Below are 18,596 nucleotides of genomic sequence, written 5' to 3'. Positions count from 1 at the left end.
ATTTAGCCCTCGACAATCCGTTTTCAGAGTAATTACGCTTAGAATGCAGTTGAGAATTTAATACCGCCTACCCAAGTGTTATCACCATTTTTTAATGCACTAACATGACGAACATATTGCACATTTGGACGGATAGTTAGCCAGTTTGTCGCATGAATACCGTAGTAAAGCTCGGTATTGTATTCAGTGTCGTATTCTTTATTTTGGACATCGTTCCAATCATCGTTGATATGGATACGCGCAACACCTAATGCCAATTCATCTTGAGGACGTTGATTGAGCAAACCTTTATAGACTAAGCCTACATTTTGCATGTTATCAATTTTGTTGGTATCAGAGTCGTGGAACGTCAGGTTCACAAATCCAGTCAAACCACGGTCTGTTTGATCAGCAGGCTGGAATAATTTTTGTTTTGCAGTTACCCATACACCTTGCTTATGAGATGTTTGAGCCTTATTTGTAATTTCTTCGGCATCAGCAGTGCTGTAGTAATACCCTAAACGGTATTCACCAGCCATACTTTGAGCGCCTAATTTAGGTGACCAAACTACTTCGGCAGGAATAATTGCCCCATGTGAACCATCAGTGCTTAGGTTAAAACCTTTACCTCGGTCCAAATTTTCCGGGTTATATTCATATACACCCACTTGGGTATATAAGTCTGGTTGCAAGTTATATTTAACACGCATAGCCCATTGGCTGACTGGCCAGTTATACCACTGTTCACCAACCCAGTTACCCACTTGCGAACCACAAAGCGCCAAGTTCTGGAAATCACAGTCAAAACTATTAAAGTCCTCACCTTCACCAAAACGACCCACTTTAACGTCTAACTTCTGGTCAAGAAATTTTTTCTTGATCCACAAATCGGTTAAACGCCAAGTTTGCTCACGCCCCCACACTTCTTGTACCGAGCTTAAGTGCCCAGCTAAAGCTGGTGAATGTTCAGAAAGCGATTGCCCATCACGATAAGTTAATGTGATTTGAGCTTCAGTATCTTGCCACCCTAAAATTTTGTTTAAATCAAAATGAGTTCCTAGAGCAAGTTGCCCCGTATAAGCACTACCATGCGTTGATGTATTTTTTGAATCTAAAATACCGGCGTATTCGCCGGTATATCCGAAAGAAAAATCATAACCTTGTGCTTGTAACGCGGTGCGTTGACCGTTCCAATCACCCAACATCCACGGACTATTTGGGTCGAATGCAGCAGCAGCTTGTGCATGCTGTATGAAAAGAGTAATTGATAAAACGGATAAACAGGAAGCCATCAAGGATTTATGTGTTTTCATGTTTACATACCTTTTATGTCTTTGTTTATAAAGGGTACGCTAATTTTATGTAAAGAAATTATTCAAAATGTTAATCAATTGATTAATCTAATAATAATCTTAATACACAGTGTCTAAGAAATGACCCCAGCTCTTTACCATTGTCCTTCACCAAGTTTTTGACCTATAAAGGAATATCTCATTTTTGATCTTGAAAATTTAATTGGGCAAGCCAACTGTGGTTCTGTATCGGCTGTATTATTCTGCAAAGGAACATCCACAATCCATCCACGTTGTTGTGCTAAGGGCGAGTTTAATGACTCAGTGAGACTTAAAACAGGTTCTACACATACATCAAGGTTTGCAAATATTTCATGCCACTCTTTAAATGTTCTGCTTTTAATTTTTTCTTGAATAGCTTGTTTAACTTCTTTCCGATCTTCGGCATCTAATGAAGCGCCCTTTTGTAATAATAGGGGCAGATCAAGCGCTATGGATAACCCTGACATAAATTGTGGTTCAAGACTACCAATTGAAAGATAACGACCATCTTGGGTCATATAATAGTCATAGAAAATACCACCATTGAGCATGCCATGCTCTGGAGCCTGCTCGACTTGTGCAGCAAGTGTGGCTGATGCAGCCATACTATTTAAGCTAGCAACACAATCGGTCATGGAAATATCAATATATTGCCCCATACCACTACGCCCGCGTTCAACCACCGCCGCTAAAATAGCAATAACTGCATGAAGTGAACCACCTGCAATATCTGCAACTTGAATACCGAGTGGCGGTGGACCACTGTCTTGTCGACCGCTATACCCAGCAATACCGGCTAAAGCTAAATAGTTAATGTCATGCCCAGCTCTATCCTTATAGCTTCCTGTTTGTCCATAACCTGTAATTGAGCAGTAGATTAAGCGCGGATTAATTTCGGCAAGTGTTGAGTAATCTAATCCTAGACGGCGCATGACATCAGGTCGAAACTGCTCTATGACAATATCAAACTCGGAAATTTTGGCTTTAATTAATTCAATACTTGCCGGATCTTTTAAATCAAGAACAATTGACTGTTTATTTCGGTTTAAATAACTATGTGCCGTTGCTTGCCCATTTGCATAGGGTGGCATGATCCGAATTAAATCTGGACGCGATGGAGATTCGATATGGATGACTTCTGCCCCCATATCGGCTAAGTACATTGTGGCAAAAGGTCCGGGTAAGAGTGTCGAGAAATCGAGAACTTTAAGTCCATTTAATGCTGTCGTCATCGTTTTTTTAACCACTATTATTCATATTTTCTTTTATATTAGTTAAGCAAATATTCTAAAACAATGTCATGTTCAGCCATTTACCTTGATCATTTCGGCAATTTAACATGTAAAAAGTGCTTTTACTCTGTTGTAAATCGCCAATTTATTTTTTTAGACGGTCATTTAGGTCAATTTAAAGTGAACATCAAAGAGACTGAAGGATTCAATATGAGTCGCGATACGATTAGCATCCACTTCGTGAATGCGGCTTTGACAGGCGTAAAGCGCCTTGGCATGGATGTTGAAATGCTCCTTTCACATGTGGGCATTGAAGCGGAATTATTACGTCAACCTAAAGCTCGAATCTCACCAGAACAATACACTCGTTTTATAAAAATGTTGTGGATGGTCACACAGGATGAACACGTTGGATTTGACGTACAACCACGTCGTCTGGGCACTTTTGCCATTATGTGTCAGTTGATTATTCACGCAAAAACATTGGGCCAAGCCCTTGAACTGTCATCTCAATTTTACAAATTATTTGGCGATGAATGGTCTGTTAGCCTAGAGCGTGACAAGCATGAAGCACGTCTAGTTCCACTCATTCCAAAAACTTTAGATCCAGATCATTTCATTACCGAAAGTATGCTTATGATTTGGCATGGTCTAGCATCATGGCTCATTGAACGCCGTTTGCCATTAGAGCGTGTTCATTTTAGCTACCCACGTCCTGCACATGCAGATGAATATGATGCATTATTTTTTGCACCAGTCATGCAGTTTGATGCACCGCGTACTGAGATCACCTTTGCAGCGGATTATCTTGATTTGCCAATCCGTCAAGATGAAAAAACGCTAGAAGAATTCTTAAAAGCAGCACCTGCTCAGCTTTTAGTAAAATTCAAAAATACCAACTCGCTAACTTCTCGTATTCGTGAAGTGCTCAAAAGCCAGATTGGTGAAGAAATGCCAACGCTTAATGACGTTGCATCAATGTTGTATTTATCTCCTCAAACCTTACGTCGTCGCTTGGCTGCCGAAGGTAAAAGCTATCAAGGCGTAAAAGATGCCTTACGTCGAGATGCTGCAATTCACTTATTACTCAACCCTGAATTAACACTTGAAGACGTTGCTCAACAAGTTGGTTTTAGTGAAACCAGTACGTTCCACCGCGCATTTAAAAAGTGGACGGGTGTAACCCCTGGCCTATATCGCCAGCTACACGGGTACCACTAACTCTTAAATCTCTTTAGTTTCACATTTAGCCCAAGTTCAACTTGGGCTTTTTTGTATTTCTATTGGCAAAAATCATCACCTGACTGGTGCGCTTATCGTCATTGCACTCGCTATTAAAACCAGTACACTCAAAACACAAATAAATTTTAAGCAATAAAAAAGGAACTGTTATGAGCGAGGCTTATATTATTGATGCCATTCGCACCCCACGCGGAAAAGGAAAAAAAGACGGCTCTCTTTATGAAGTAAAACCAATTACCTTACTCACCACTTTATTAAATGAATTACAGCAGCGCCATCAACTCGATACATCGAAAGTCGACGACATTGTTTTGGGCTGCGTAACTCCTATTGGTGATCAAGGCGGTGACATTGCCAAAACCGCAGCGATTGCAGCTGGCTGGAATGATGATGTTGCTGGAGTTCAAATCAATCGTTTTTGTGCTTCAGGCTTAGAAGCAGTCAACATGGCAGCCATGAAAGTTCGTTCTGGTTGGGAAGATTTAGTGGTTGCTGGTGGCGTTGAATCAATGTCACGCATTCCAATGGGTTCCGATGGTGGACCATGGGCACTAGATCCAGAAACAAACCTTAAATCATCATTTGTTCCACAAGGCATCGGGGCCGACCTTATTGCAACTCTAGATGGCTATAGTCGTGAAGATGTTGATAATTTCGCTGTGAAGTCACAACAAAAAGCAGCAGCGGCTCAATCAAATGGTTATTTCAATCACTCAGTCGTACCAGTAAAAGATCACGCGGGCGTGGTGATTTTAGATAAAGATGAATTCATTAAAGGTAATACCACACTCGAAGGCCTAACGAAGCTCAACCCAAGTTTTGAAATGATGGGGCAAATGGGTTTTGATGCAGTTGCTTTACAAAAATATCCGGAAGCACAAAAAATCAATCATGTTCATCACGCAGGTAACTCATCAGGCATTGTCGATGGAGCAGCTGTAGTTTTGTTGGCTTCTGAAAAAGCAGTAAAAGAACAAAATTTAAAACCACGAGCTAAAGTTTTGGCGACTGCGTTAGTCGGGACTGACCCAACCATCATGCTGACTGGCCCTGCTCCTGCTGCACGTAAAGCTTTAGAAAAAGCTGGTCTTACTATTGATGATATTGACCTATTTGAAGTCAATGAAGCATTCGCGGCAGTTGTAATGCGTTTTATTAATGAGCTCAACGTCCCTGCTGAAAAAGTCAACGTAAATGGCGGTGCGATTGCTTTGGGCCATCCACTAGGAGCAACAGGTGCCATGATTTTAGGCACACTACTTGATGAGCTTGAACGACAAGATAAAAAGCGCGGTTTAGCGACGCTCTGTGTCGGCGGTGGTATGGGTATTGCCACCATTATTGAACGCGTATAAAAATTAGGGATATAAAAGATGAGTGCAATTCAATACGAAAAAAATGCCGACAATATTGTCATTTTAACGCTTGATTCAACAGGTCAATCTGCGAACACCATGAATGCTGAGTTTCGTGACTCGCTTGATGAGGCGACTCAGAAACTTAAAGCAGAAACAGAACTTTCAGGTGTTATTTTCCGCTCAGCTAAGAAAACTTTCTTTGCAGGCGGTGACCTAGATGAGCTAATTCAAGTTCAACCTGAACATGCGACTGACTTTTTTAATATGGTTGAAAAGCTAAAAGGTCATTTACGTACAATTGAAACGCTAGGCATTCCAGTCGTTGCAGCATTAAATGGCACTGCACTTGGCGGTGGTTGGGAAATCGCTTTAAGTTGCCATCACCGTATTGCAATCAATGACCCGAAAAGCAAATTTGGCTTACCAGAAGTCACTTTAGGTTTGTTACCAGGCGGCGGCGGTATTGTACGTATGGTACGTCTGCTTGGGCTTCAAAATGCATTTCCATTTTTAATGGAAGGCAAACAGTTCGGTGTTGATAAAGCAAAATCTTTAGGTTTAATTCACGATACTGCTGAAAATGAACAAGAGCTTTTAGATAAAGCAATCGCATGGGTAAAAGCGAATCCAAAATCTCAGCAGCCTTTTGATGTGAAGGGTTATAAAATTCCGGGTGGTGATCCCAAAACTCCAGCAGTTGCACAAGTTCTTGCAATTGCACCAGCCATGTTAAGAGACAAAACTAAAGGTTGTTACCCTGCCCCTGAAGCGATTATGGCTGCCGCAGTTGAAGGTGCTCAAGTCGATGTCGATACCGCCTTGCGTATTGAGTCTCGCTACTTTACTCAGCTTACAACAGGCCAAATTTCTAAAAATATGATCGGCACTTTCTGGCATGGTCTAAATGCAATTAAGTCTGGTGCGAGCCGCCCTGCCGACGTTGCAAAATGGCAAGCCACTAAAGTTGGTGTGTTGGGTGCTGGCATGATGGGTGCTGGCATTGCTTATTCAACTGCAATTAAAGGCATTCCTGTTGTACTTAAAGATGTATCTGTTGAAAATGCTGAGAAAGGCAAAGCCTATTCACAAAAGCTTCTTGATAAACGTGTTTCACAAGGCCGCATGACCACAGAAAAACGTGATCAGGTTTTATCGCTCATTACGGCTACTGCTTCAGCTCAAGATCTTCAAGGTTGTGATTTAATTATTGAAGCCGTATTTGAAAATCAAGAACTCAAAGCCAAAGTCACTCAAGAAGCTGAACAATATTTAGCGACTAATGGCGTAATGGCATCAAACACCTCAACCCTACCGATTACAGGCTTAGCTCAAGCAAGTAAAGATGATAAAGCGTTTATCGGTCTGCACTTCTTTAGCCCTGTCGACAAAATGCAGTTAGTCGAGATTATTAAAGGTAAAAACACCTCCGCAGAGACTCTTGCTAAAGCCTACGACTTTGTACAACAAATTGGAAAAACACCGATTGTTGTCAATGATAGCCGTGGTTTCTTTACGAGTCGTGTATTTGGTACGTTCATTCAAGAAGGTATGCGTTTGCTTGCAGAGGGCGTTCACCCAGCACGTATTGAAATGGCAGCACTGAAAGCTGGTATGCCAGTTGGCCCACTCGCTATTCAAGATGAAGTGTCTTTAACATTAACTGAACATGTTGCTAGTGAAGCACGTAAAGCTCTACAAGCTGAAGGAAAAGATTTACCTAAAACTTCTGTAGATGAAGTGGTTCACACCATGATTCATGAGTTAAACCGTAAAGGTAAAGCAGCTGGAGCTGGTTTCTATGACTATCCAGAAAATGGTAAAAAGCACCTTTGGGAAGGCTTGAACCGTTGGCAAAAAGATCATGATATTTCTGAACAAGACATGATTGATCGCATTCTGTTTGTACAGGCCTTAGATACCTTACGTTGTTATGAAGAAGGCGTATTAGAGTCAGTGATTGATGCCAACGTCGGTTCTATTTTTGGAATTGGTTATGCCCCTTGGACTGGAGGAGCAATTCAATTCCTAAATCAATACGGTACTTATAAAGCACAAAAACGAGCTGAGGAGTTGGCTGCCAAATATGGTGAACGTTTTACACCGCCCGCATTACTAAAGACCAAAGCAGAGCAGAAACAAAATATTCAATAACTTAGACTTATTAAATATTTAAAAACTGCATAAACCTTGCCCATATAAATATATTTTATTTATATGGGTTTTTCTTTATGACCTTTAAGATTTCAGCCTACTACCTAAATATGCTATAAATAGACTTCATTTTTGTGCTTCTACAGCACATTCGAGAAATCCTTATGTCCGATAAAAATTCTTCCGAGTCAGCAGTTCTAGGCTGGAAATTTGTTCTGATCGTTGGTGTTTTAAGTGCGATTTTCCTTGGCTTTTTCTATTTAGCAATGAGTAATGAACCTGACTATATGCCAGGAGCACAGCGCAAAGCACAACAAGAGCAAATGCAGCAAAAAGCTGAACACTCTACAGAGCAACACGCTCAACATGACGATATGCCTGAAATGGATATGCAAGAACATAAGCACTCAACTCAGTAATCAGATATTTTTCAAATGACAGATTTTTCCCGCAACGCACTGGTTGTAGAGGGTGGAGGCATGCGTGGTGCCTTTACCAGTGGTGTACTTGACTCATTTTTACAACAACAGTTCAATCCTTTTGACTTATACGTTGGTGTATCTTCTGGTTCAACCAATGTGGCTAACTACTTGGCGGGCCAGCAAGGCCGCACTCTAACGTTTTACGTTGATCACTCACTTCGTCCTGAATTCATCGATTACAAACGCTTTTTTAAAGGCGGTGATTTACTTGATTTAAAATGGATGTGGGAAATTGGTGAGCAAGAGCACCCACTTGATCAACAGAGTCTTTTCGCTAAAAATCCAGATTTTTATATGGTGTTGACGCATGCCAAAACAGGTCATGCGGAATATCTCCGTGCTGGTAAAGATAATTTGCTAAATGCACTTCGTGCTTCTAGCTCAATTCCAGTTTTAACGCGTCATCCCGTCGATATTATGGGTGAACCTTATTTTGATGGTGGCGTTGCAGATGCCCTACCCGTTCGCTGGACGGCTCAGCAAAGTGACGTAAAGAAACTATTGGTTTTACGCACCCGCCCGAAAAATTACTTTAAGGCGAGTAGTCGAGGTGATCAATTCCTCGCAAAATACGCGTTTAAACATCATTATGGTTTTGCAAACAGCTTACGTAGCCGTTGTGCTCGTTATAATGCTTCGGTCGATTTTGTCCGTGGTCAAAACCCAGAACAGCAAATTTTAGAAGTTTGCCCACCGCCACTTAAAAATATGGCTGGTCGTTTAACTACTAACCCGAAAAAGCTTCGTTATAGCTATGAAGTCGGTTTAGAAACAGGACTACAGGCAATTGAAAGCTGGAATGCAATGAAATAAATCCAACTTGAGATTTCTAAAAAGAAGTCTCAAGTTAATTCTATAATCATATCAATATGTGGAATGCCACAGTCTTCGTAAACCTCACCTTGCACATGAAAACCTAAAGCTTCGTAAAAAGCTGTCACATAGGTTTGTGCTGAAAGTTTTAAATAAGGCAGTTTATGACTACGTGCATATTCAATAGTATGCTGCATTAAAATTTTACCAATACCCTGCTTTCGATAAGGCACTAAAACAGCAACACGCCCTACGCTATGCTGTGGCAACAGACGTGCTGTAGCGATAGGCTGCTCTTTGTCATAAACAATAAAATGCAAAACTGTGGCATCCAAGTCGTCCCATTCATCTTCAGGTGCAATTCCCTGTTCTTGAATAAAAACTTGTTCACGGATGTATTTCGCATCTTGCTCAAGCTGTTCCCAACCACCCTCTACAATTTTATACATCCGCTCACCGCCCTAGCACTTGCAGCCAATATTTTCGATCGGCAATTGATCTTGTAACAACAATTCCAACGTTTGTTTTTTAATACCGTACATTTCTTTCAATGCTTGGATTTGAGCCATAATCTTGGCATCAGGTTCAGAAACGTTTTTGCGTTTCGTCGCCAAAATCATTTTATTTTTGCTGGTATGTTCAAGTGATACAAACTCAAAAACTTTAGTTTCATAGCCATACGCTTTTAAAAGTAATGCACGTAACGTATCGGTCAGCATTTCGGCTTGTTGCCCCGCATGAATACCAAACTGTAGCATTGGTTGTAACACTTCAGGACTATGTAATTGTGGGCGTAACTCTTTGTGACAACACGGCGCACACATAATCATTGAAGCGTTTAAACGAATTCCAGTATGAATGGCAAAGTCTGTTGCAATATCACACGCGTGTAAGGCAATCATAACGTCCAGTTTTTCTGGCTGATAACTACGGACGTCACCTTCAAAAAAGTCTAAGTGGTTAAAATGCACTTTGTCTGCAACATTCTGGCAAAACTCAACCAGATTCGGGCGCAATTCAACACCAGTGATCAATGGTGTTTTCTGCTGCTCTTGCAAATAATCATATAACGCAAAAGTTAAATAACCTTTGCCCGAACCAAAATCTACAATGCGTAACTCTTGTTGAGATGCATCAATTTGCTCATAAGCACTCGCAAAGATTTCAATAAATTTATTAATCTGTTTCCATTTACGCGCCATGCTTGGAATGATTTGGCCTTTTTCATCGGTAATACCAAGCTCTTTTAAAAACGCATTGCCCTGCTGTACATAACGTTGCTTTTCACGATCATGTGCCTGAATCGTTTGTGTCGCATTTACTGCTTGCTTTTTACCCATATTCATTAGGGCTTTTTTCTTATTTTTCTTGAGTTGAATTTCTTGATTAGTTGAAAATAAGTTTGCTTGCTTACACTGTATGATTAACTGCTCAATCTGTTGCAAACCTTCTTCAAATGAATAATTTTTAGTCACATCTTGGGTAGTATGGTGATATAGAGCTGAAAGCTGTTTTTGGCCATGTAGCTCTACAACGCGGAAAGTGATTTTTTCCAGTTGCGCCAACTCTCCTTTATATTGGCTCAAGATCAAACGCTCAAAAGCTTGTTGATCAAGCATTTGCTTGATTTCATGAAAGAATTGCTGTTCTTGCTCAAAGGAGAAAACCGACACGGATATACCTAAAAATGAAGACTCATATAAAATAGAAGTTTAAAGGGTCTAGGATTAAAAATAAAATAACTTTACGACTGTTTTGTATTTCTATACATTCGTATTTTTAATCAAAAAAATTAAACTTATGAGTAAATCTGTGTTGGAAACTTACGATCCAAAAGAAGAACTATTTAATGCCTACAGCCATGGGGCTGGTATTATTATGGCAGTCATAGCTTCTATCTTTTTAATTATAAAGGGATCTTATCTTTCAACTGCTCAGTGGGTAGGTTTGTGGGTATACTCATTCAGTCTCATTCTAGTTTTCACCAGTTCCACACTCTATCACTTTGCTCAAACACAAAATCTACGCTACTGGTATAAGAAACTTGACCATACAGCTATTTATTATTTAATTGCTGGAACATATACCCCCTTCTTAAGCATCGCAATTCCTACTACAAAAGCTCACTATCTGTTGATTGCACTCTGGAGCATTGCTGCGATTGGTACACTTTTCAAGTTAGTTTTTATTCATCGTTTTCAAAAAATTTCTTTGCTAGCTTATATTTTAATGGGATGGCTTGCTGTGTTTGTAATGGATGACATGCGCACTTATTTAAGTAAAGACGCATTGATTTTCTTGATCATTGGCGGGTTAGCTTATACGGTTGGAGCATTGTTTTACGCGTTAAAAAAGGTAAGATATACCCATGCGATCTGGCACATTTTTGTGCTTTTAGGTGCAGGAGCACATTTTCTTGCTATCTATTGGTACATAGTTTAGTTCATTTTTCACTCTTATTCAGTGATCCTGAAAGAGTCATGGATGATGTTCTTTCACGCTATTCTTTTAGAAAAAATACGTCTTTAAAAGGAATAGTAAATTAAAAATAAATTTTAACTGATATAAGGTTTTATATGGATTCAACCTCTGCGACTGCTGCTCCGGCAGTAGCCACTAATTCAAAAACACGGGTTTTATTTGCAAGCTTAGTCGGTACAACCATTGAGTTCTTCGACTTTTATATCTATGCAACTGCTGCCGTTATTATTTTTCCTCACTTGTTTTTCCCTGCTAGTAGTGGCAGTGCCGCAGTCTTACAATCTTTAGCGACCTTCGCAATTGCCTTTATTGCCCGCCCCATCGGTGCAGCAATATTTGGACATTTAGGAGACCGTATTGGTCGGAAAGCCACATTGGTTGCAGCTTTACTCACCATGGGTATCTCAACCGTATGTATTGGTTTACTTCCTACCTATGCACACATCGGAATCTTCGCACCCTTACTATTGGCTGTATGCCGTTTAGGACAAGGCTTGGGTTTAGGTGGTGAATGGAGCGGTGCAGTATTACTCGCGACTGAAAATGCCCCAGAAGGTAAAAGAGCATGGTATGGCATGTTCCCACAGCTTGGTGCTCCAATTGGTTTTATTTTGGCAACCGGTTCATTTTTATTATTGAGTGCCACCATTCCTGAGCAGGCATTCATGCAATGGGGCTGGCGTATTCCCTTTATTGCAAGTGCTGTATTAGTGATTGTTGGCTTATATATCCGTTTAAAGCTCCATGAAACTCCAGCATTTCAAAAAGTTTTAGATAAGCAAAAAGAAGTTAATATTCCATTTAAAGAAGTTATCACTAAACATACGGGTAAGCTTATTCTTGGTACGATTGCAGCAATCTGTACATTTGTAGTGTTCTATCTTACAACCGTATTTGCCTTAAACTGGGGAACCACAAAGCTTGGCTATGCACGTGGTGAGTTCTTAGAACTTCAACTCTTTGCAACCCTTTGCTTTGCTGCATTCATTCCTTTATCAGCTATTTTTGCAGAAAAATTTGGTCGTAAAACAACCTCTATTGGCGTCTGTATTGCTGCTGCGATTTTCGGCTTGTTTTTCTCTAGCATGTTAGAGTCTGGAAATACCTTAATCGTCTTCCTTTTCTTATGTACTGGCTTGGCGATTATGGGCTTGACCTACGGTCCGATTGGTACAGTTCTTTCTGAACTTTTCCCAACTTCAGTTCGTTACACAGGTTCAGCATTAACGTTTAACTTAGCAGGCATTTTTGGTGCATCATTTGCGCCACTTATTGCAACTAAGCTTGCCGAAACTTATGGTTTATATGCAGTTGGTTATTATCTTACTGCGGCATCGCTTTTATCACTCATCGCTTTCTTACTTATTCGTGAAACGAAAAATGATGATGTGAATAATCAGATTTAAAGTTTTAAAGACACCCCCATAAAAAAGCCAGTTCAATTTGAACTGGCTTTTTTATACGTATATGAATTAATTCATTGATGCTGGATTCGAAGGTGCAATGCTATTTGATACAGCAGGAGCTGTTACATTACTTGCTGCAACGGCTGCTGGACCAGCAACGGCAGCTTCACCAATGAGTGCAACTTTTGCTTTTTCTTGGCTCTTCACAGATAAAGCAGGGTTACTTGCCACAATACGATTAATGTTTGCTGAGTTTGCCGGAGCAATCGCAGTCGTTTGTAAAATAATTGGGCGATTACCTGTGTTACCCAACGTATAGCGAATGCCTGTACGCGGGCTAATCACTGTAGTATTTTCTTGCTTCACTACAGCTTGAGCCGAAGTTGGGCCTTTTGCTGCAAGTACTTTATCAACCGTTGTCGTTTGAGGGGCTGAAGCTGCTTCTGCTGCGAAAACAAAACTAGGCACAGCAAGAACAGTTAAAAATAAAGGTTGTAATACTTTTTTCATTGTCTTTCCAACATACACTCTGGATGAGAAGTAAATAGCATTTAATGCTTAAAACTGCAAACATTATTCACAGGCTTACTACAAACATAAAAAAAGCAGAACATTTGTTCTGCTTTTTTCGTTAAGGCAGATTAGATCTTACCGTGACATTGCTTATATTTTAGTCCAGACCCACATGGGCATGGTGCATTACGGCTTTCTGGAACAGGGAAAGCTTGCTGATCATTAGACTCGTTCAAGCTTTCTTGAGAAAGTGTAACTTCACCAGTTAAACCATCTACATCATCATGTTCAAAAGAAAGCTTCATTGATTCAGCTTGCTGCTGCTGTTGAGCTTCCATTTCTGCAAGTTCTTCTGGTGTTGGGATATGTACACGAGACAAATCAGTCACAACATCAGTTTTAATAATACCCAGCATATTTACAAACAGGTTGAAAGCTTCTTTCTTGTATTCCTGTTCAGGATTTTTTTGCGCATAGCCACGTAAGTGAATACCTTGACGCAAATAATCCATTGCAGCCAAGTGATCTTTCCAATGACGATCAAGAGAGTTTAAAACGAAGTGACGTTCAAGCATTGCTGCTGATTCATCACCCATTTGAGCGCGGCGCTGGCGATAACGTTCAATTACTTCATCGCTAATACGCTCAACTAAGCCTTCTTCATCTAGACGGCGATCTTGATCTAACCATTCTTGAATTGGTAACTCAATGCCCAAATCAATACGTAGAGCGTTTTCTAAGCCTTCAACATCCCACTGGTCATGAATTGACTCTGGTGGAATAAAGTTAGCAATCACGCCTTTCATCACTTCGTGATGCATTTCTTCAACGTATTCTTTTAAAGTATTTTCAGCTAACACTTCATCACGTTGTGAATAAATGATCTTACGTTGTTCATTATTCACATCATCGTATTTCAATAAGTTTTTACGAATATCAAAGTTACGCGCTTCAACTTTACGCTGAGCGTTCTCGATTGAACGACTCACCATTTTGTGTTCAATCGCTTCATTTTCTTGGAGACCCATCGCACGCATCATTCCGACTACGCGATCACCTGCGAAAATACGCATAAGGTCGTCTTCAAGAGACAAATAGAAACGAGAAACACCAGGGTCACCCTGACGGCCCGCACGACCACGTAACTGGTTATCAATACGGCGTGATTCATGGCGCTCAGAACCAATGATGTGCAAACCACCTGATTTCAATACATCTTCGTGGTCTTGTTCCCATTGTGCTTTCAGACGTGCTTCATCTTCAGCAGTAGGGTTTTCAAGTTTGGCAAGTTTTGCTTTCCAGTTACCACCCAAGATAATATCCGTACCACGACCGGCCATGTTGGTTGCAATCGTTACTGCATTTGGGCTACCCGCTTGAGCAATAATGTCTGCTTCACGCTCATGCTGCTTTGCATTCAACACTTCATGGTGAATGCCAGCTTGCATTAACTTAGAAGATAAAATTTCACTAGCTTCAATGGTCGCTGTACCAATCAGAATTGGTGCAACACCTTGCTCACGAATATTCGTAATTTCCTGAATAATCGCATCGTATTTACCGTTACGGTTTAAATAAATTAAATCGTTTTGGTCATTACGTACCATTGGGCGGTGAGTTGGAATAATCACAACATCAAGGCCATAAATTTCTTTCATTTCCGCAGCTTCAGTATCAGCAGTACCTGTCATACCTGAAAGTTTTTTATATAGGCGGAAATAGTTCTGGAATGTTGTGGTCGCTAGTGTTTGGTTTTCAGGCTGAATTTCCAAACCTTCTTTCGCTTCAACTGCTTGATGCAAACCTTCTGACCAACGACGACCTGGCATTGTACGGCCAGTGTGTTCATCAACAATCACGACTTCGCCATCGTGAATAATATAGTGAACATCACGTTGGAATAAGAAATGTGCACGAATGGCAGCAGACACATGATGAACAAGGCTCAGATTCGTTGCTGAATATAGGCTTTCACCTTCAGCCAACAATCCCATTTGGATAAGTTCTTGTTCAACAGTTTCATAACCAATTTCGGTCATTTCAACTGAACGCTGCTTTTCATCAATCCAGAAATGCCCACCATCTGCAACTTTTTCTTCTTTTTGCGGATGTAATTTAGGAGGAATCGTATTGATTGCAGAATACAGATGCGAAGAGTCTTCACTTTGACCAGAAATAATTAATGGTGTACGTGCTTCATCAATCAAGATTGAGTCAACTTCATCGATAATCGCATAGTGCAAACCACGTTGTTTCTTTTCTGCTAAAGAAAACACCATGTTGTCACGTAAGTAGTCAAAACCGAATTCGTTATTGGTACCATAGGTAATATCAGCAAGATAAGCTTCCGCTTTTTCAGACGGACCTTGCATTGAAAAGATTGTACCAATAGATAAGCCCAAAAACTCAAATAATGGACGGTTCAACTCAGCATCACGCTGTGCCAAATAATCGTTCACAGTAATGACATGAACACCTTCGCCACTTAATGCGTTTAAATAACACGCCAAAGTACCCATAAGGGTTTTACCTTCACCGGTACGCATTTCGGCAATTTTACCTTCATGTAAGGTAATACCACCAATAAGCTGAACGTCATAGTGACGCATGCCCATTACACGCTTCGCTGCTTCACGACAAACTGCAAATGCTTCTGGAAGTAATTTATCTAAACTTTCGCCATTATTATAACGTTGTTTGAATTCTGGAGTTTTTGCAGATAAGTCTGCATCGCTTAAAGCTGATATCGTCGGCTCGAGCGCATTGATTTGCTCAACAATTTTGCGCATTCGTTTGAGTTCGCGCTCATTTTTTGTACCGAAGATACCTCCGATCAGACTTGCCAACATGGATAAACTCTCTAAATCTTGCTTGGTCAAATGAATAAACTTTTTCTCAGTCGTTTATTATGGTGCCAGAAATTTGAAGTACAAGGGGTTTGCACAAAACCCCTAAAAAAAATCTGATAGTTAGATGAATGGTATTTCATTCATCTAGTCCCCCTTAATGTATTTGGCGCCTAAAACGCACCATTAACGCTCATCTATTAAGCATAACTTCCGAGAAATCTAATTTAGCAAATTTACCTTAAAGTTACATTGATTAAGCACTTAAAATAATGAGTTTTAGTCATATATATTTACACTTATATAAAAATTTCATAATAAAATATAAAAACAATAATTTTAATCATAAAGTAAATGCTGCATATTCATTCAATCGAATAACAAATTATGAGCAATTGAGGAACGATCATGACACTACGATTAGGAGACACTGCCCCCGATTTTCAACAAGAATCGAGCGAAGGCCCAATTAATTTTTATGATTTTTTAGGGGATAGTTGGGGAATCTTATTTTCACATCCAGCCGACTATACGCCAGTATGTACTACAGAGTTAGGTTACACAGCAAAATTAAAAGATGAATTTACGAAGCGTAATGTTAAAGCGATTGCTTTGTCAGTAGACGATGTAGAGTCTCATAAGGGCTGGATCAACGATATTAATGAAACACAAAACACAACTGTAAACTTTCCAATCATTGCAGATAAAGACCGTAAAGTATCTGAGCTTTATGGCTTCATTCACCCTAATGCCAGCGAAACTCTGACAGTGCGCTCATTAGTAATTATTGATCCGAATAAAAAAGTTCGCTTAATCATTACATACCCTGCTTCGACGGGCCGAAATTTTAATGAAGTCTTACGCGTTGTGGATTCATTACAATTAACTGACAAGCATAAAGTCGCTACACCTGCGAACTGGCAGCAAGGTGAAGATGTTGTTATTGTGCCATCACTTAAAGATGAAGAAGAAATTAAACAACGCTTCCCTAAAGGTTATACTGCGGTTAAACCTTATTTACGCCTAACACCACAGCCTGTAAGCAATAAAACCGACTAAAGGTTTTATTGCTTACAAGACAAGCGAAGCACGTAGGCAAGCCTCTGAAAGGTTCCTTGCAAGACAAGCGAAGCGCGTAGGCTGGCATCTGAAAGATTCCTTACAAGACAAGCGCGTAGGCAAGCATCAAAAGATTTTAAATAAGCCAACCACGTAGTAAATCGTAAGCAAAATAAGTAAATTTTTCACCCTTAAAAGCCATCCAACGTGATGGCTTTTTTATTTATGTATTGAATACACATGGTTTTTACTGCTCAGATCAGTTATAACTCGAAGCGATTCGGTATAAAAAATAAAAATCATGATCTATAAAATTCATCATTTAAAGTGTGGCAGCATGTGCCCAGTTTGTGCCCCACTCTTTGGACAAAAAGGCTTTCGGGCTGAAGTAGTCTGCCATTGCCTTCTGGTTGAAACTGATCGAGGCTTAGTGCTTATTGATACAGGCTTCGGCTTGCAAGATTATTTACATATGAAACAACGCCTAGGCTCATTAGTTAAACGTTTAGGCAAAATTGAGCCTAACCTTGAGTTTAGTGCCATTCAGCAAATTCAAAAGCTCGGGTTTAATCCAAAGGATGTACAACACATCTTTGTCACTCATCTTGATTTTGATCATGCAGGCGGAATTTCAGATTTTCCACATGCCACTGTGCATGTTTTAGCTGCAGAATATAACGCAGCCCAACTTCCAAATTTTAAGGGCAAACTTCGCTATAGAACCAATCAATATAAAGATCATCGCTACTGGAACTTTGTTGAATACCAGCAAGGTGAAGCATGGTTCAACCTCGAAAAGGTAAAAGGCTTTCCTCTGTTTCAAGATGAAATTTTAATGGTACCTCTATTGGGGCATTCAGCTGGCCATTGTGGTATTGCCATAAAGCAACAAAATCAATGGTTATTATTTTGTGGAGATGCTTACTACTCACATCTAGAGTTAAATCCTAAAAATAAATTAAGATCACTCAGTGTGCTGGAAAAAACATTTGCAGAAGATAATGAGCAACGTCTTGTTAATCTCAAACGCTTACAGTATTTAGCTCAACATGAGCCAACGATTGAAATTATTTGTGCTCATGATCCTTATGAGCTTAATCGGTATCAAACATGAAAAAATTATCGCTCATCACACTTCTCATCTGTATAAATTTACAAGGATGTATGCAGCATGAAAGTATTGCTCATGAGCAACGACCAAAAGACTGGGGCACTTTAGTCTCTCAGAGCCATAACTTTTATCAAATTAGTAATGATGTTTTTCGCAGTGAACAACCTAGTGCTGCAATGATTTCCGAATTAAAGAATCATCAAATTGGAACAATTATTAATTTAAGGGCTAAAGATGCAGATACTTTAGTTTTTAAAAATGAAAATTTTAATCTTGTGCATATTCCTATCAACACATGGGCAATTAACCGCCAAGATTTATTAGAAGTCATGCAACAAATCAAAATTGCTAAACAGAATAATCAGCGTGTTTTATTGCACTGCTACCATGGTTCAGACCGTACAGGCGCCAGCGTTGCCATGTATCGCATTATTTTTGAAAATTGGGCAATTGATGATGCGGTTAAAGAAATGAAGGAAGGTGGTTATGGCTACCATATTATCTGGAAAAATATTGATCGTTTATTCACCCCTGAAAATGTAAAATGGATTCAACAACAATTGTCGAATCCATCTTAACTACATTTTTT

General features: G+C 39.9%; 16 protein-coding genes. 10 read left to right on the top strand and 6 right to left on the bottom strand.

Features of this window, described 5'->3' with window-relative positions; all coding sequences use genetic code 11:
* Positions 1 to 38: 38 nt before the first annotated feature.
* Together K6I41_RS03100 and K6I41_RS03095 are read right to left on the bottom strand one after the other, a co-directional pair.
* Positions 39 to 1,271: a carbohydrate porin gene (locus tag K6I41_RS03100; protein WP_250375745.1), complete on the bottom strand. Its 1,233-nt coding sequence runs from the start codon at positions 1,269 to 1,271 to the stop codon at positions 39 to 41.
* Positions 1,272 to 1,426: 155 nt separating this feature from the next.
* Positions 1,427 to 2,545 carry a CaiB/BaiF CoA transferase family protein gene (locus tag K6I41_RS03095; protein ID WP_250375181.1) on the bottom strand — a complete coding sequence of 373 codons (1,119 nt, stop codon included), beginning with the start codon at positions 2,543 to 2,545 and terminating at the stop codon, positions 1,427 to 1,429.
* A gap of 210 nt (positions 2,546 to 2,755) precedes the next feature.
* Between K6I41_RS03095 and K6I41_RS03090 the strand changes: the two genes are divergently transcribed.
* The 5 genes from K6I41_RS03090 (at position 2,756) to K6I41_RS03070 (ending at position 8,591) form a co-directional block, all read left to right on the top strand.
* Positions 2,756 to 3,766 carry an AraC family transcriptional regulator gene (locus tag K6I41_RS03090; RefSeq protein ID WP_004789200.1) on the top strand — a complete coding sequence of 337 codons (1,011 nt, stop codon included), beginning with the start codon at positions 2,756 to 2,758 and terminating at the stop codon, positions 3,764 to 3,766.
* A 170-nt stretch (positions 3,767 to 3,936) separates the two neighbouring features.
* Positions 3,937 to 5,142, top strand: a complete 1,206-nt coding sequence (locus K6I41_RS03085; protein WP_032055344.1) for an acetyl-CoA C-acetyltransferase — start codon at positions 3,937 to 3,939, stop codon at positions 5,140 to 5,142.
* Positions 5,143 to 5,160: 18 nt separating this feature from the next.
* Positions 5,161 to 7,296: a 3-hydroxyacyl-CoA dehydrogenase NAD-binding domain-containing protein gene (locus tag K6I41_RS03080; protein ID WP_250375180.1), complete on the top strand. Its 2,136-nt coding sequence runs from the start codon at positions 5,161 to 5,163 to the stop codon at positions 7,294 to 7,296.
* Between the two features lie 164 nt (positions 7,297 to 7,460).
* Positions 7,461 to 7,715, top strand: a complete 255-nt coding sequence (locus K6I41_RS03075; protein ID WP_004789195.1) for a hypothetical protein — start codon at positions 7,461 to 7,463, stop codon at positions 7,713 to 7,715.
* Positions 7,716 to 7,730: 15 nt separating this feature from the next.
* Entirely contained in the window at positions 7,731 to 8,591 is an 861-nt protein-coding gene (locus tag K6I41_RS03070; protein ID WP_192455252.1) for a patatin-like phospholipase family protein, read from the top strand.
* 29 nt (positions 8,592 to 8,620) lie between these two features.
* Here K6I41_RS03070 and K6I41_RS03065 read toward each other — a convergent pair whose 3' ends face one another.
* Both K6I41_RS03065 and K6I41_RS03060 read right to left on the bottom strand, forming a co-directional pair.
* Positions 8,621 to 9,040, bottom strand: coding sequence for a GNAT family N-acetyltransferase (locus K6I41_RS03065; protein WP_250375179.1), 420 nt, complete (start codon positions 9,038 to 9,040; stop codon positions 8,621 to 8,623).
* A 12-nt stretch (positions 9,041 to 9,052) separates the two neighbouring features.
* Positions 9,053 to 10,264, bottom strand: a complete 1,212-nt coding sequence (locus K6I41_RS03060) for a class I SAM-dependent methyltransferase (RefSeq protein WP_192455250.1) — start codon at positions 10,262 to 10,264, stop codon at positions 9,053 to 9,055.
* A 127-nt stretch (positions 10,265 to 10,391) separates the two neighbouring features.
* On the opposite strand from K6I41_RS03060, the gene trhA reads away from it, so the two are divergent.
* Both trhA and K6I41_RS03050 read left to right on the top strand, forming a co-directional pair.
* A complete protein-coding gene (gene trhA / locus K6I41_RS03055; protein WP_013196874.1) occupies positions 10,392 to 11,033 on the top strand; it encodes a PAQR family membrane homeostasis protein TrhA in 642 nt (213 codons plus the stop codon).
* 134 nt (positions 11,034 to 11,167) lie between these two features.
* Positions 11,168 to 12,478 carry an MFS transporter gene (locus tag K6I41_RS03050; protein ID WP_013196873.1) on the top strand — a complete coding sequence of 437 codons (1,311 nt, stop codon included), beginning with the start codon at positions 11,168 to 11,170 and terminating at the stop codon, positions 12,476 to 12,478.
* Positions 12,479 to 12,544: 66 nt separating this feature from the next.
* On the opposite strand, the gene K6I41_RS03045 is transcribed toward K6I41_RS03050, so the two are convergent.
* Entirely contained in the window at positions 12,545 to 12,988 is a 444-nt protein-coding gene (locus K6I41_RS03045; protein ID WP_151821345.1) for a hypothetical protein, read from the bottom strand.
* 131 nt (positions 12,989 to 13,119) lie between these two features.
* On the bottom strand, positions 13,120 to 15,840 hold the full coding sequence (gene secA / locus K6I41_RS03040; protein WP_192455249.1) for a preprotein translocase subunit SecA: 2,721 nt from the start codon (positions 15,838 to 15,840) through the stop codon (positions 13,120 to 13,122).
* A 405-nt stretch (positions 15,841 to 16,245) separates the two neighbouring features.
* Between secA and K6I41_RS03035 the strand changes: the two genes are divergently transcribed.
* The 3 genes from K6I41_RS03035 (at position 16,246) to K6I41_RS03025 (ending at position 18,585) form a co-directional block, all read left to right on the top strand.
* A complete protein-coding gene (locus tag K6I41_RS03035) occupies positions 16,246 to 16,896 on the top strand; it encodes a peroxiredoxin (RefSeq protein WP_250375178.1) in 651 nt (216 codons plus the stop codon).
* Positions 16,897 to 17,197: 301 nt separating this feature from the next.
* Entirely contained in the window at positions 17,198 to 18,010 is an 813-nt protein-coding gene (locus tag K6I41_RS03030) for an MBL fold metallo-hydrolase (RefSeq protein WP_199943767.1), read from the top strand.
* A complete protein-coding gene (locus tag K6I41_RS03025) occupies positions 18,007 to 18,585 on the top strand; it encodes a dual specificity protein phosphatase family protein (protein WP_199943768.1) in 579 nt (192 codons plus the stop codon). Before K6I41_RS03030 ends, K6I41_RS03025 begins: the two co-directional genes overlap by 4 nt.
* The last annotated feature ends 11 nt before the right edge of the window (positions 18,586 to 18,596 follow it).

The organism is Acinetobacter sp. AS23 (assembly GCF_023612055.1).
GTDB classification, from domain to species: domain Bacteria; phylum Pseudomonadota; class Gammaproteobacteria; order Pseudomonadales; family Moraxellaceae; genus Acinetobacter; species Acinetobacter oleivorans.
This window is presented reverse-complemented; position numbering and strand designations above follow the sequence as displayed.

Excerpts from the sequence above, each read along its gene's own strand:
- K6I41_RS03100 (WP_250375745.1), bottom strand. The coding sequence starts at position 1,271 with ATGGCTTCCTGTTTATCCGTTTTATCAATTACTCTTTTCATACAGCAT.
- K6I41_RS03095 (WP_250375181.1), bottom strand. The coding sequence starts at position 2,545 with ATGACGACAGCATTAAATGGACTTAAAGTTCTCGATTTCTCGACACTC.
- K6I41_RS03090 (WP_004789200.1), top strand. The coding sequence starts at position 2,756 with ATGAGTCGCGATACGATTAGCATCCACTTCGTGAATGCGGCTTTGACA.
- K6I41_RS03085 (WP_032055344.1), top strand. The coding sequence starts at position 3,937 with ATGAGCGAGGCTTATATTATTGATGCCATTCGCACCCCACGCGGAAAA.
- K6I41_RS03080 (WP_250375180.1), top strand. The coding sequence starts at position 5,161 with ATGAGTGCAATTCAATACGAAAAAAATGCCGACAATATTGTCATTTTA.
- K6I41_RS03075 (WP_004789195.1), top strand. The coding sequence starts at position 7,461 with ATGTCCGATAAAAATTCTTCCGAGTCAGCAGTTCTAGGCTGGAAATTT.
- K6I41_RS03070 (WP_192455252.1), top strand. The coding sequence starts at position 7,731 with ATGACAGATTTTTCCCGCAACGCACTGGTTGTAGAGGGTGGAGGCATG.
- K6I41_RS03065 (WP_250375179.1), bottom strand. The coding sequence starts at position 9,040 with ATGTATAAAATTGTAGAGGGTGGTTGGGAACAGCTTGAGCAAGATGCG.
- trhA (WP_013196874.1), top strand. The coding sequence starts at position 10,392 with ATGAGTAAATCTGTGTTGGAAACTTACGATCCAAAAGAAGAACTATTT.
- K6I41_RS03050 (WP_013196873.1), top strand. The coding sequence starts at position 11,168 with ATGGATTCAACCTCTGCGACTGCTGCTCCGGCAGTAGCCACTAATTCA.
- K6I41_RS03045 (WP_151821345.1), bottom strand. The coding sequence starts at position 12,988 with ATGAAAAAAGTATTACAACCTTTATTTTTAACTGTTCTTGCTGTGCCT.
- secA (WP_192455249.1), bottom strand. The coding sequence starts at position 15,840 with ATGTTGGCAAGTCTGATCGGAGGTATCTTCGGTACAAAAAATGAGCGC.
- K6I41_RS03035 (WP_250375178.1), top strand. The coding sequence starts at position 16,246 with ATGACACTACGATTAGGAGACACTGCCCCCGATTTTCAACAAGAATCG.
- K6I41_RS03030 (WP_199943767.1), top strand. The coding sequence starts at position 17,198 with ATGATCTATAAAATTCATCATTTAAAGTGTGGCAGCATGTGCCCAGTT.
- K6I41_RS03025 (WP_199943768.1), top strand. The coding sequence starts at position 18,007 with ATGAAAAAATTATCGCTCATCACACTTCTCATCTGTATAAATTTACAA.